This window comes from Bradyrhizobium sp. WYCCWR15520, assembly GCF_056174665.1.
Genome location: NZ_JBWBWM010000021.1, coordinates 114,011 through 127,743, shown reverse-complemented (window position 1 = coordinate 127,743; position 13,733 = coordinate 114,011). Strand labels below are relative to the sequence as shown.

The window sequence follows — 13,733 nt, the reverse complement described above, 5'->3', positions numbered from 1 at the left end:
CTGAAGAACTTAGAGCAGCGTCGCCTGCTTGATCTGCTTGACGCGGAAGTCGGCGTCGACAGCGCGCACGGTCTGCACGCAGCGCCATTTTTCGCCCTCGCGCGCGATCGAAAACAGGTTGTAGGCCGCGGCTGGATAATGCCGGTGTGCCAGCGCCGACGCCGACGGCACGCCGACCGCGGGGATCTGGTGGCCGGCGCCTTCGAGCCACATCGTCGAGTGGATATGGTCATGGCCGTGCAGGACCAGTTCGGCGCCACGCCGCTTCAGCACGGCGCGCAGCGCCTTCGAGTCGGTCAGCTGCTTCATCCGCGACGTCGAGTACAGGGGGTGATGGACCAGCAGCACCCGGAATGCCTCGTCCGGCGGCAACTGCGCAAGCTCGCGGTCGAGCGCGTCGAGCTGCGCGCGGCCGAGCCGGCCGGTTGCCATCAAGGGCAGCGTCGGCACCGCCGAGGAGACGCCGATCAGCGCCAGCGGGCCGCGCCGGCGCAGGAACGGAAACGACGCGCCGTCGGCGGCGGCATCGCCGCGCAGATATTGCTCGAACGTGCCGGTGAAGTGATGCCGCGTCGCCCGCACATAGGCGTCGTGATTGCCGGGAACGACGGTCACCTGTTGCGGCGTGCCGATGCTCTCGAGCCAAGCCTGGGCCGGGGTGAATTCTGCTTCCAGCGCCAGGTTGACGAGATCGCCGGTCACCGCAATGTGGTCCGGTCGCTGCGCCTGCATGTCGGCGACCAGCGCGTCCAGCACCTCGCGGCGGTGATATTTGTGGCGGTTGCGGGTCCAGTTGAGATAACCGAGCGCGCGCTTGCCCGCGAGATCGCGAAGCCGCGCCGCGGGCAGCGGCGGCAGATGCGGATCGGACAGGTGCGCCAGCGTGAAGGTATCGGTCATTCGCGCTCCGCCGCGTTCCCTGTGATATAGAGCCGTCGCACGATCATGTCGGCGATATAAGGATCAAACGTGATAGCTGTCCATCCGAGGTTTGCGTGACGGCGCTGCAGTACCTGCGAAAACGTCTGGGGCCGCAATTGCGGCGCGTATTTCATCTGTATTGGCGGATGGCCCGCGGCATGACGCTCGGGGTCCGCGGCGTCGTGCTCGACGGCGATGACAAGGTGTTCCTGGTCAGGCACAGCTATGTCGCCGGCTGGCACCTGCCGGGCGGCGGGGTCGAGGTCGGCGAAACCTTCCTCGAAGCCTTGCGAAGGGAGCTCGTGGAAGAGGGGCGGATCGAGTTGACCGGAGAGCCGGCGCTGCATGGCCTGTTCTTCAACAGCCACGTCTCCCGCCGCGACCACGTCGCAGTCTATGTCGTCAGGCAGTTCCGGCAGGATCGCTTGCCCGAGCCCAATCATGAGATCGTTGAATGCGGGTTCTATGCGGCAGGGGCGCTGCCGGCGGAAACGACCAGGGGTACGCGGCTCCGGATCGCCGAAGTGCTCGACGGCGCGACCCGGATTGCGACCTGGCGCTGATGCAGGGCCGGTTGTTGCTTCGCGCGCTTGCAGCGCCTAGAAGCTGACAAACGGGGTTCGGCGTGGGCAGGATGAAAATTTTCAGGCTTCTCTGCGGCATCGGCCTGCTCGCGATGCTCGCGAGCAATGTCTGGACGATGTCGCGCTGGAGCGAAAGCCGCGGGGTCTATGACGACGTCTGCTATCTGCGTCAGGCGCATCTGTTCCAGAAACATGGCCTCGGCGGCATCGATACCAACATCATTTTTGACGACGACGACTATCTGAAGAACAAGTTGAAGGCGATCGGCTATGCGGAATGGAACGTTGTGGCACGGATACCCTGCCACACCTTCATTCCATCCGCGGACAAATACGTGATGCAATACCCGCCAGGCACCGGCTTCGCACTGGCGCTGTTTCGCGAGGGGTTTCAGGTAATCCCGCTCTACGTGCTGGCGAACGTGACGATCCTTGCCTTCGCGCTGCTTGCATTGTTTCGCGCGCGCGATCCGGCCTCGCTGGCGCTGGCGGCGATATTCGGCTTCGCCGCGCTCTATCTGATGATCAACCCGAGCAAGGCGAGCTATTCGGTGCCGCCGACAATGATGTTGTGCGCGGCTGCGGGATTCCTGACGGCGAGGTATTTCGTTGAAGGACCGCGGCGCCACCTGCTGCTGATTGCGCTGGTGGGGCTGCTGGTCGGTATCTCCGTCAATTTCCGTCTGCCCAACCTGTTTCTCGCCATGGGCTATTGCCTCTATCTTGCCGGCGCGTTCCTGCTGACGCGCAGCAGGGAGACTTTTCTGCAGGGAGCCTCATTCGGTGTCGCTTTCCTGATCGGGATGGCGCCGACCTTGATCGCGAACGCGATCAACGCCGGTAGTCCGTTCTCGACCACCTATGGCAGCGTCGACGTTACGCCGCCCGAACTGAATCCGACGGTACTCTTGAGCTATCTCGTTGACGTTCAATTCACCTTGCTGGCGATATCGGCCGCGTGGACCGCCTGGCTCTGGCGCTTCGATCGGGATCGCGCCCGACAGGCTGCCCTCCTGGTTGCCGTAAACCTTGCGGTAAACCTGATTTTCTTCATGACCCATCCGATTTTTACGCCATATTATATTATTCCCATCGAGATGATTTCCCTCTGGACTTTGCTGTTCGCAACGCTCGACCTGCGCGGCGAACGGGCCGCCGGCAGTGCGGCCTTCCCTCAACCGACCAACGCCTGATTGCGGTATGACGCGCCATGGACGGACTTAATTCGGGCGAGCGTGCAATGACGGGGCCAGGCTTGCGGATTGCGGTTCTGGTGCCGTGCTACAATGAGGAGGCCGCGGTTGCGACCGTCGTCTCGGATTTCCGCAAGGCGCTGCCGACCGCTCAGATTTTCGTCTACGATAACAATTCCAGGGACCGCACCATTGAGGTGGCGCGCGCAGCGGACGCGATCGTGCGCAGCGAGCGCCGCCAGGGCAAGGGACATGTGGTGCGGCGCATGTTCGCCGACATCGATGCCGACGTCTATGTGCTGGTCGATGGCGACGCGACCTACGATGCGCCGAGCGCGCCGCATATGGTCGATAAGCTGATCAACGAACGCCTCGATATGGTGGTGGGCTTTCGCGTCGATCAATCGGTTGCCGCCTACCGGCCCGGCCATCGTACCGGCAACTGGATGCTGACGAGCTTCCTGTCCGTAGTGTTCGGACAGGCGTTCAAGGACATCCTGTCCGGCTACCGCGTGTTCTCGCGCCGCTTCGTCAAATCCTTTCCGGTACTATCGGACGGTTTCGAGATCGAAACCGAACTCAGCGTGCACGCGCTCGAACTGGCGCTGCCGGTGATGGAGGTCGAGACGCCGTACTATGCCCGTCCCGAGGGATCGTTCAGCAAGCTCAACACCTGGCGCGACGGTTTTCGGATTCTCGGCACCATCCTGAAGCTCTATCGGTCAGAAAAGCCGCTGCGGTTCTTCACGCTGATCGGCGTCTTCCTGATGCTGGTCTCGATCGGCCTTGCGATTCCCATCATCATCACCTTTCTCGAAGAGGGCATCGTGCCCCGGCTGCCGACCGCGGTGCTGTCGATGGGGCTGATGATCGTGGCGGTGCTGTCGGTGTCGTCGGGGCTGGTGCTGGACACAGTGACGCGCGGCCGCCGCGAGATGAAGCTTTTGGCTTATTTGTCCCAGCCATCGATCGGCAAGGATTGAGGCAATACGGGGATTGCCGCTTCCAGCGATGGACCGCGCCGCCGCCAGATGCTATCCCGCGCCCATCATGAGCGAACTTGACGTTACCATCCTGGCCGAAACACCAAAAGACGCGCAGGCGATCGAACGCCTGCACGAGCGCACGTTCGGACCCGGCCGTTTCGTGCTGAGCGCCTACCGCCTGCGCGAGCATGTCGATCACGTGCTGGACCTCTCATTCACGGCGCGGATCGGCACGTTGCTGGTCGGCTCGGTGCGCCAGTTGCCGATCTGCATCGGCGACACGCCGGCCCTGATGCTCGGGCCGCTGACGGTCGAGCCGCCGTTCCGGAAGCGAGGCGTTGGCCGCATGCTGCTCGACCGCTCGCTACAGGACGCCAAGGCCAAGGGCCATCGTCTGGTCGTTCTGGTCGGCGACGAGCCCTATTACAGCCGCGTCGGCTTCAAGGTCATACCGAAGGGACGGGCGACCATGCCGGGGCCCGTCGACTACAGCCGCCTCCTGGTGGCCGAGCTCGTCGAGGGGGCCTTCGATGGCGTCTCCGGCGAAATCCGCCCCGACTGGAGCAAGGCGCGGTAGCGCCGCCGGCGCGAAGGCGTGGTTCCGCGGCCTCGTCGCTATCGAAAAAGTCGCCGCCTTTTGGTGCCGGCCACCGGCTTCGACGCGGACCCCGCGCTTCCGGCTGCCTGTTGCAGTTTGTGCCGAAACTCCTCGCGCTTCTCGTGGATGGAAGCAACCACCAGGCCCATCGCCACTCCCATGCCGATCAGGGCTGCCTCTGATAACAGCAGGCTTGCCTCGATGGTTTCCGGCACGGCGTCGGTCACCCCAATTCCGTAAAGATGTCGCGCGTGGTCGGCGTCGCGGGCGCGGGAAACGATCAGTACGTCTTTCCGTAGCCCGCGGACCTGCGCGACAATTTCGTCAATGCCTTTGGGTTCGTTGATCGTGACGATGACCGCGGCAGCCTCCATGAGGCCGCAGCTCTTCAGGAACTCCGGGTTTGTCGCGTCACCGTAGAAGACGGTGCGGCCCTGCCTGCGCTGCTCCGGAACGGCTGCGGCATCGTTGTCGACGGCAGTGTATTTAAATTGATGGCGATCGAGCATCGTACAGACGACTTGTCCAACCCGGCCGTGTCCGACGACAATGGCGTGGCCACTGCCGCCGCTCGGTGCGACGGTGAGCTCAGGATCAAGCGGTTTTTCCTGGCGCACCATCGGCGCCAGCCGCCGCGCGACATGAGACAGTGCCGGGGTGAGCATCATGGTCAGCGTGGTCAGCGCGACAGCGAAGCTCGATACGTTGGCGTCAATCAGGCTAAGGGTCGTCGCCATCCCAATGGCAACGAAAGCGAACTCGCCGCCGGGACCAAGCAGCAGCCCGACCTCGACCGACGCAGGCCAGGAGAGGCGAAACATCCGGGCCAGGAAGACGAGGATGGTGGACTTTACGAAAATCAGCCCGGCCGCACCTGCAATCAGCCAGACCGGATCGCGCGCAATCTGAGCAAAATCGATGTTCATGCCGACCGTGAAGAAGAACAGGCCGAGCAGGAGGCCCTTGAAGGGATCGATCGCAGTCTCGATCGCCTTGCGGAATTCCGTCTCGGCCAGCAACAGGCCTGCGACAAAGGCGCCAAGCGCCATGGAGAAGCCCGCCACGGCGGCGGCTACCCCGGTCGCGACGATCACGAACAGCGTCGTGGCGACGAACAGGTCGCTCATGCCGACCGACGCCACAAGACGGAACAGGGGACGCATCACCACACGGCCAACGACGACGATCACGCCGAGCGCGAGGGCGGCATTCGTGAGCGCGAGCAATAGTGACGCGACGATCGATCCGGAGTCTCCCGCGCCGAAGATCGAGATGAAGAGCAGAAGGGGAGCGACTGCCAGGTCCTGCGCCAGGAGGACCGCGAAGCTTGCCCGTCCCGCGCTCGTATTGAGCCGTTTCTGCCTGGAAAGAATCTCGATGACAATGGCGGTCGAGGACAAAGCGAGACACGCACCGAGGATGAGCGCTACCGGAGCCTTGCTGCCCGCCAGCGCGGCGACGAGGCTGATCACTACCGTCGAGAGGATGATCTGCAGGCTGCCCAACCCGAAAATCAGGCGGTGCATCGCCTTCAATCGGTCGTAGGACAACTCCATGCCGATGAGGAAGAGCAGGAACACTACGCCGAGGTTCGCAAAGCCCGAGACATTTGCCGGGTCGACGACGGTAAACCAGTAGAGAAACGGAAACCTGTCGATGAACGATCCCAGCCCAAGAGGTCCCAGGATCGCGCCGGCTCCTAGATAGCCGAGAACAGGGTTGAAGCCGAACCGCCGCACCAAGGGAATGACGACGCCCGCGGTGCCGAGCAGAACGAGCGCGTCGCTGTAGACGTGAACATTGATGGACGAAGTCATCTATTCCTTGTGCACTCGCTTCCGGGGGCAAGGGACGTCTGACGGGAGATTGCGCCTGGTATCTCCCGTCATTCCCATTTGGACGTTAGCTGGTACCACCAGCTAACGCCACCCCGCGGACCGCTGCACTCGCGGACTTCAAAACTTGAGGTTGGCAAACGCCCGCACGCCGATGCCCGGCAGGAGAACCTGGTCCTTGTTGAAGGACGTCGAATTGCGGATGTTCTCGTTCAGCAGGTTGTTGCCAACGAGGCCGACCATCATCTCGCGTGCGCCGAACCAGGAAGGATCGAGCTTCGTCTTGTAGCTGACCTCCGCCTTCAACAGGTTGTAGCCTGCGGTTGGCGTCTCGCCGATCGGGGCGATGTCGTTCTGGGCGAAGGCGTGCAGCAGGTTGATCCGTGTCAGCCAGTTGGCATCGCGCCAGAACAGCCCGCCGCCGACTCGCACCGGCGGAATTCGCGGAACATTGGTGCCATCGTCAAAGGTCGCGCGCACGACATCGAACTGGTTCTCGACGCCCCAGATGCCGCCATAGAGCGGCCCGACATCCAACTGGCTTTGGAATTCGCCGCCACGGAAGGTGGCGTCACGCTGCGAATAGACCGCCTGGTTCAGCTCAAGGGGAAAAGCCGGATCGGCGGGGCCGACACAGGCGACATCTTCGCAGGTGTTGCCCGTGAGGCGACGGTAAATGAAGCCATTGAACTTGGTGTAGTACGCAGTTGCTTCGAATCGGAAGGGGCCGGTGGCGCGTCGTAGTCCGATCTCGATCGATTTGGCGGTTTCGATGCCGAGATTGGGATTGCCGATATCGAAGGTGATAGTTGCTTCGTGCGGTCCGCGCGAAAACAATTCCGCCGGCTTGGGCGCGCGTTCGACGTATTGAGCGGTGATGCTGGCGACCAGTTGACCTGGAAGATCCTGGATCAAGCCGATGCTCGCGCTCTTCGGCGTGAAGCTTGGATTGCGCGCCGTAGGCGGGCCTATATCGCCGGGATTGGCATTGAGGTCGAACAGCTCCGGAATGAATGCCGGCGTCGTTCCGCTGAGATTAACATGCTCGACCCGGCCGGCGATCTGCGCCTTGGTGGTCTCGGTGAATTTGATTTCGTTGAAGACGTAGCCGGCGACCCTGTTATTCTTGTTAGGATCAAACAACCCGTTGAGCGGGCTGGTTGGATCGTCCGGGCTCGACGCCGTCAGCTCCTGATGCCCGGCCTGCAGGCCGAAGGCGGTCGTGACGGCGGCAAAGCGCGCGTTGAACGGCGTCATCTGGACCTCGACGCGCCCTTCCTGCTCCTTGTTGGTAAAGGTCTGCCGCACGCCAAGGGACGAGAAGTCGGCGGGATCGGCGAGCGCGATCTCGTTGTGCTTGTAATCGGTGGCGCCCGCCCAGAACCTGATGGCGTCGATCGCCGCCGCATCCGGCCGGTATTCGCCCTTGGCCGTGAATTTGGTTTGGCGCGCGTCGATCCGGGACTGGTGATCGGAGGGCTCAATTCCGGGAATGCGGTACAGCGTGTCGTTCTGCGTGATCGCCGCGCCGATAAAGCCGCCATGGAAGATGTAGGAGCCGCCAATCGATGCACCAGCCGCCTGCATCGCCGAATTGGGCTGCCGGCCGTTGACCGGGCGTGTCTGGTCGAACAAATACGGATAGCTCGGAATGCTGTAATCGCTGGCCTTGCGGCCATAGGCGTCGGCATGAACAGCGAAATTGCCACCGCCGGCATCGATCAGGATGCCGCCATCGACACCGCGGTCGACGGAATTGACGGCCGTTCGGGTTTCGACCGTGACGCAGGAAGGTGATCCCACATTTGCGAGCGGCGCTTTCGCCGGCAGTCCGTAGCTCTGGAACGGTGTGGCCGCGCATGAAGGCAGGGCGTCCGGGATGCGATTGTTGGTTGCGCTGACGACGCCGCCGATCGATGTCGATCCGTAGCGCAGCGCCGCCGGACCACGGATGACTTCAACCTGGTTTGTCGCCAGTGGATCGACCGGCACGAAATGGTCTTCGCCGAGATCGGACGCACCGCCAGCGTTGGTGCCGTTCTCGAGGATGCCGACGCGATTGACGTCGAGGCCCCGGATGATCGGCCGGCTCGCGGCACCGGGCGCGAAGGTGGAGCCGGTAATGCCGGGCTTCGAGAACAGGAGATCGCCAAGCTGGGCGGTGCCTTGCCGGCGGATCTCCTCGTTGGGCACCACGGTAACCGTTGCGAACTGGTCGGTCACGACGGGCAGCACGCCCTGTTGGGGCGCGGCTGCAACCGGTGCGGTCTGCGGCTCTGCCGCGGGTTGCCGGTTTTGGCCTGGCGCCGCACGGACGACGCGTGCCGGCGCCGGTGACGGCGCGGGCTTTCGCCGCACAATCGGGCTTGGCGCCGTCACGGTGATTTCAGGCAGTTGCGTCGAGGCGGCTGACGTGCCCTGGGCCATCGCCCCATCGGCCATCGCGCACAGCAATAGCCAGCTTGCTCCACCGTAATGGAACGCTCGTTTCTTCTTGAATGTCATTGTCCCGATCCTGATCCCGTCGATGTGCGACGGATCGATTCCGATTTTCCCTCGGCGGATCGGCCGCGCGGCGCGGCGATCCCCTCGGGAAGTGCATCAATCAATCGAGTTCAGGAGATGGGAGGTGCGCGGGACTGGAAGGCGGGATGAAGCGAGCCGAGATGCGCGAACTCGGCGCCGGTGGTCAGGTGCAGTAGTTCGACCGCTTCCGGCAGTTTCAGCAGCGGCGGCGCGGCGAACAGGAAATTATTGGCCAGCGAGAGGACGGCACAAACCGCGCAGACATTGGCCGTATGCTGGTCGTCGTCATGGCCGGCAGGCTGTTGCGGCTGCGTGGGCTCGGAATGCGCAACTTGTGCGGCGAGAGTTGCGGCGATCGCAAGATCGGCGTCGGCGACCCCGCTCTGAACGGCCGGCGCCGCCTGCGCGGCGGCCGTCCCGTGAAAATGCCCAAACGACAGCGCAAACTGGATCGCGAGCGCCAACAGCACCAACCGCGAGCCGTGCTTGAGGTGTTTCCGGAACCAGTTCACGACGCCTTACGCCTTGTCCCTCGGTAGCCCAAAGCATCGTGGCAGCCGATGTTACATTATAACATCGGCAAAGGCGGTGGAGTGTCAATCGTCATTCCCGCTTGTCCGTCTGATCGCCCGACAATTCAGTCGGGTGTGGGATTCGCGCAACATCTGCATTCCCGCCTCGCGAGTGGTGTGGGCATCGGTTGACAACTGTCTTGAAGGTATATGTTATGTTATAACATAACATGATGGACCCCGATGCGTCGTCTCTCCCGGTTAGGGCCCCGCAAGCTGAAGAGGCTTTTTGATCTCCATGCGCAAACTCCCCGTCACCGTCTTGTCCGGCTTCCTCGGGGCTGGAAAGACAACTTTGCTCAATCACGTGCTCAACAATCGCCAAGGCCTGAAGGTGGCGGTGATTGTGAACGACATGAGCGAGGTCAACATCGATGCCGACCTGGTGCGAGATGGCGGTGCGAACCTCTCTAGGACGGACGAAAAGCTGGTCGAGATGACCAACGGCTGCATCTGCTGCACGTTGCGCGATGATCTGCTCAAGGAAGTTCGCGCATTGGCCGAAAGTGAGCGGTTCGATTACCTGCTGGTGGAGTCGACCGGCATTTCCGAGCCGCTGCCGGTGGCTGCGACCTTCGATTTTCGCTCGGAAGAGGGTAAAAGCCTGTCCGACGTGTCCAGGCTAGACACGATGGTCACGGTCGTCGATGCCGTCAACCTGCTGAAAAACTATTCGTCTACCGTTTTCCTGAAGGATCGCGGCGAGTGGCTCGAAGGCGACAGACGCACACTGGTGGATCTGCTGGTCGAGCAGATCGAATTTGCCGATGTGATCGTGCTCAACAAGGTCGATTCTGCTTCGCAGGGAGAACGCGACGCCGCCCGAATGATTATCCGGTCTCTGAATTCCGAGGCCGATATCATCGAGACCAATTTCTCCAATGCGCCGCTGGAGCGCATTCTCAATACCGGTCGCTTCGACTTCGAACGCGCGCAGCAACACCCACTGTGGTTCAAGGAGCTTTATGGTTTTGCAGACCATAAGCCCGAATCCGAAGAATATGGCGTCAAGAATTTCGTCTATCGCGCGCGCCGGCCGTTCGATCCCGCGAAATTTCATCAATTCCTGAATGAAAGCTGGCCGGGCGTCATCCGCGCCAAGGGACATTTCTGGATCGCAACTCGCCCGCAATGGCTTGGTGAGTTGAGCCAGGCCGGCGCGATCGTCAGAACCGAAGGGTTGGGATTTTGGTGGGCAAACGTGCCGGCAGATCGCTGGCCGAACGATCCGTTCTGGCGACAATCACTCAAGAAGAACTGGAGCGAGGTGTATGGCGATCGCCGGCAGGAGATCGTTTTCATCGGCACGAATATGGATCAGGACGCGATAACGGCACGGCTTGATGCGTGCCTTGTTTCGGGAAAACCGGGAATGCGCGTTGCGGAATGGTCCGGGCTTGCCGATCCATTTCCGAGGTGGCGACGCGCAGACGAGGCTGCATAGGGCCGAATCTACGGGACCAACGCCGCCTATCGCGCCTCGTGCACCTAGGTCGCCGCGAACGCGCCGAGCAGCAGCAAGAGCCCGAAGATCGGCACAGTCACCTCCTCACGAAATAAGGCACGTTCACCGTGAAACGATCCGGATGACTGTTAATGCGTCCTTCCAATCCCCGCGACGTCCATTGAGCGATCCAAGGCAGCCTCTTCTCTATCCCGCGTGTCACGGGCTCGCCGAGCCGGCCGCCGAAATCGAGCGGCCAAAAGCCCACGGGCACCATTTCAAGAATGACGCGATTCAAACGGAAGCCGCTGCCAAAGACCGTTTCGATGTCGCCAGGATCAAGCACGCGTACGGTATTGGGATCAGTCACATTTCCGAATGTCACGAGCGTAGGAATCAAGTTGCCATACACATACAATTGGGCCTGGCCGGTTAACCGGCTCACTTCCTTGAACTGGACCTTCTGACCCGCCGCCGCGAACGCATTCATCGCGAGAAAGTTCATACCATCGAAGTATAACCCGTTCTTGCCATGCGTAAGTGTGGCGATGAGATTTCGCCCGTCGCCGAGATCGACGAATATCGCGTCGCCCTTCGTGCTACTCCTACCGCCGGCCTCCGGAAGGATGCCACCGTCCTTGCCCATATGGACCGCCATGACACCCGAAGCGGACCTTACTCCGCCAGGTGTCTGCACCTCGATCGTCAGCCGGTATTTATGTTCGGGCCGGGCGAGATAGATCCAGCCCCAGCCAAGCAGAACCACGACCGCAAGGGCTAAAGCAGCCGGTGCCAGGAGAGGTTTCAGAGGTTGCACGTGCGGTTTCCGAAGCGGCACCTGCCGCGGCGCGCATTGTCGCTTATCCGGACTTAAGAATTCCTAGCGATCGTAGCCCGGATGAAGCGGAGCGTAATCCGGGATAAGTCCGTCGATCCGGGAAAGAGCCCCGGATTGCGCTTCGCTTCATCCGGGCTACGAGGCTTCGTCGAGTCGACAACGCGTCGCGCCTAGCGCCCCTCGCGTACCCAGGTTGCCGCGAACGCACCGAGCAGCAGCAACAGCCCGACAAGCCCGGCGAACATCGGCAGCACGCCGACGCCCTTAACGACGCTGGCGTCGCGCATCTTGACGCCCATCCAGCCGTCGCCGTGGAAGATGCCGGAAGCCCGGACCGGCACGACGCGGGGTAGATCGACGCTTCCGCCATCGGACACACGGCGCGCATCGCCGCCGGTGGCCTGCGTCAGCGGTTTGAGCATCTCCGTGGTGGAGGTGACTTCCGAAAATTCCTTCGGGTTGGTGGGTCCGACATTGATCAGCGCTTTCAGCGCGCCGTCGGTTGCCTGCCACAGGCCAAGCTCGTTGGCCGGAAGGGTGGAGCGCCAGGTGCCGGGCTCGCTGGCCGTCAGCGTGAGTTCCTTCGTGGCCCCGCTCGGCGAGGTCACCGTCACCGGCGGCACATTGTCGGCCATCGTCTGGCGCAGCACCACGAGGTCTTTGCCCTGGATCTGCAGGCGCAGCGCTTCCTCGTCCAGATCAGGCTGCTTCATCAGCCAGTGCGAGGTCCGCCGCAACAGATCGAGATGCGGTCCGCCGCCTTCGTAGCCGCGTGCCCACAGCCAGATGTGGTCCGTCAGCAGCAGCGCAACGCGGCCTTCGCCGAAGCGCGACAGCAGCAGCAGCGGCTTGCCGTCGGCGCCGGTCATAACAGGCGAGCCGATCGCGTTGCGCGTTTCCACCGTGCGGAAGAAGCGGCTCCAACGCGGCGGCTCGCTGGCGGAGCCTTCGAGGCCGCGCGTCACTGGATGGCGCTTACCGGCATCGCTCAGATGCGCGTAGAACGGTTTCTCGCTGACGCCGACGGGCTCGGCCGGCAACACCGTGTCCAGCGGCGTGCGCCAGATGCTGGTCGTGGAAGCATAATCCGGCCCGGCCGACACCAGTACCGCGCCGCCGGCGCGGACATAGCGCGCGATGTTGTCGAAATAGGCGATCGGCAGCACGCCCTGGCGCGCGTATCGGTCGAAGATGATCAACTGGAATTCGTTGATCTTCTGCTGGAACAGCTCGCGCGTCGGAAACGCGATCAGCGACAATTCGTTGATCGGCGTGCCGTCCTGCTTCTCCGGCGGACGCAGGATCGTGAAATGCACGAGATCGATGCTGGCGTCGGACTTCAGGAGATTGCGCCAGGTGCGTTCGCCGGAATGCGGCTCGCCTGACACCAGCAGCACGCGGAGCTTGTCGCGCACGCCTTCGATCGCGACCACGGCACGATTATTCACCAGCGTCAGTTCGTTCTCGAGCGGCGAAGCCTCGATCTCGACGATGTTTGCGCCGGCATGCTTGATGTCGACTTCGACATTGGCAGTCTGGCCGCTGACGAGATTGCGTTCGCTGATCACCTCGCCGTCGCGGCGCACCACGATCTTGGCGCGCTGGCCGGTGACGCCCTGGTCGTCCAGCCGGTAGGTGATGGTCTGGGGCTGTCCGACGATGCCGAAGCGCGGCGCGGCCGAGATCGCAATGCGGCGATCGCGCTCATCCTTGCGCCCGGTGACGAGCGCGTGCACCGGCGCCTGGAAACCGACGGCCGCGGCGTTGGCGGGGATGTCATGCACCCGGCCATCGGTGATCAGGAATGCGCCGGCAACGCGATCGACCGGGACGTCCGACAGCGCCGAGGACAGCGCGCCGAACAGTTTGGTGCCATCGGTTTCGCCGTCGGCCTGTCCGGCGTCGACAACGCGGACTTCCAGCCCCTTGATCTTCTTCAGCGTGTCGACGAGGGCTTCCTGGGCCTTTGCCGTTTCCTGGCTGCGGGTGCCGAAATTCTGGCTCGGGCTCTTGTCGACCACCACGGCGGCGACCGAGGACAACGGCTCACGGTCCTCGCGCGTGAAGGAGGGATTGGCGAGCGCGAGCAGGATCAGCGCCAGCGCCGCGACACGCACCGCGGCGCCGCGCGAACGTCCGAGCAGCAGCAGCACCGCGATCGCGACGATCGCAGCCAGTGCGACCCAGAGCACGATGGTCGGAACGAGAGGAGTGAACGCGATACCGTACTGCATGC

11 protein-coding genes are annotated in these 13,733 nt (G+C 62.8%); 5 read left to right on the top strand and 6 right to left on the bottom strand.

The features are described from left to right. Positions 1 to 9: 9 nt before the first annotated feature. Positions 10 to 900: a metallophosphoesterase family protein gene (locus AC0QUY_RS24290; RefSeq protein ID WP_475388735.1), complete on the bottom strand. Its 891-nt coding sequence runs from the start codon at positions 898 to 900 to the stop codon at positions 10 to 12. 95 nt (positions 901 to 995) lie between these two features. On the opposite strand from AC0QUY_RS24290, the gene AC0QUY_RS24285 reads away from it, so the two are divergent. The 4 genes from AC0QUY_RS24285 to AC0QUY_RS24270 all read left to right on the top strand — a co-directional run bounded on the left by AC0QUY_RS24285 (position 996) and on the right by AC0QUY_RS24270 (position 4,261). Beyond that, complete coding sequence (locus AC0QUY_RS24285; RefSeq protein ID WP_161852358.1) at positions 996 to 1,484, top strand: NUDIX domain-containing protein; 489 nt, start codon at positions 996 to 998, stop codon at positions 1,482 to 1,484. A 71-nt stretch (positions 1,485 to 1,555) separates the two neighbouring features. Then, entirely contained in the window at positions 1,556 to 2,698 is a 1,143-nt protein-coding gene (locus AC0QUY_RS24280) for a hypothetical protein (protein WP_475388734.1), read from the top strand. Between the two features lie 47 nt (positions 2,699 to 2,745). Next, positions 2,746 to 3,681: a glycosyltransferase family 2 protein gene (locus AC0QUY_RS24275; protein ID WP_161852359.1), complete on the top strand. Its 936-nt coding sequence runs from the start codon at positions 2,746 to 2,748 to the stop codon at positions 3,679 to 3,681. Between the two features lie 67 nt (positions 3,682 to 3,748). Continuing rightward, positions 3,749 to 4,261 carry a GNAT family N-acetyltransferase gene (locus AC0QUY_RS24270; protein WP_161852360.1) on the top strand — a complete coding sequence of 171 codons (513 nt, stop codon included), beginning with the start codon at positions 3,749 to 3,751 and terminating at the stop codon, positions 4,259 to 4,261. Between the two features lie 38 nt (positions 4,262 to 4,299). On the opposite strand, the gene AC0QUY_RS24265 is transcribed toward AC0QUY_RS24270, so the two are convergent. From AC0QUY_RS24265 to AC0QUY_RS24255, 3 genes are all read right to left on the bottom strand, one after another. Beyond that, on the bottom strand, positions 4,300 to 6,099 hold the full coding sequence (locus AC0QUY_RS24265) for a cation:proton antiporter domain-containing protein (RefSeq protein ID WP_161852361.1): 1,800 nt from the start codon (positions 6,097 to 6,099) through the stop codon (positions 4,300 to 4,302). 138 nt (positions 6,100 to 6,237) lie between these two features. Beyond that, positions 6,238 to 8,622, bottom strand: coding sequence for a TonB-dependent receptor (locus tag AC0QUY_RS24260; protein WP_475388732.1), 2,385 nt, complete (start codon positions 8,620 to 8,622; stop codon positions 6,238 to 6,240). 110 nt (positions 8,623 to 8,732) lie between these two features. Beyond that, a complete protein-coding gene (locus AC0QUY_RS24255) occupies positions 8,733 to 9,155 on the bottom strand; it encodes a DUF2946 family protein (RefSeq protein WP_475388731.1) in 423 nt (140 codons plus the stop codon). A 298-nt stretch (positions 9,156 to 9,453) separates the two neighbouring features. Here AC0QUY_RS24255 and zigA point away from each other — a divergent pair, with 298 nt between their 5' ends. Further along, complete coding sequence (zigA, locus tag AC0QUY_RS24250; RefSeq protein WP_475388729.1) at positions 9,454 to 10,659, top strand: zinc metallochaperone GTPase ZigA; 1,206 nt, start codon at positions 9,454 to 9,456, stop codon at positions 10,657 to 10,659. A 97-nt stretch (positions 10,660 to 10,756) separates the two neighbouring features. Here the strand turns inward: zigA and AC0QUY_RS24245 are convergent, their stop codons facing one another. Beyond that, positions 10,757 to 11,476, bottom strand: coding sequence for a hypothetical protein (locus AC0QUY_RS24245; RefSeq protein WP_475388728.1), 720 nt, complete (start codon positions 11,474 to 11,476; stop codon positions 10,757 to 10,759). A 191-nt stretch (positions 11,477 to 11,667) separates the two neighbouring features. Then, positions 11,668 to 13,731 carry a hypothetical protein gene (locus AC0QUY_RS24240; protein ID WP_475388727.1) on the bottom strand — a complete coding sequence of 688 codons (2,064 nt, stop codon included), beginning with the start codon at positions 13,729 to 13,731 and terminating at the stop codon, positions 11,668 to 11,670. Positions 13,732 to 13,733: the final 2 nt, after the last annotated feature.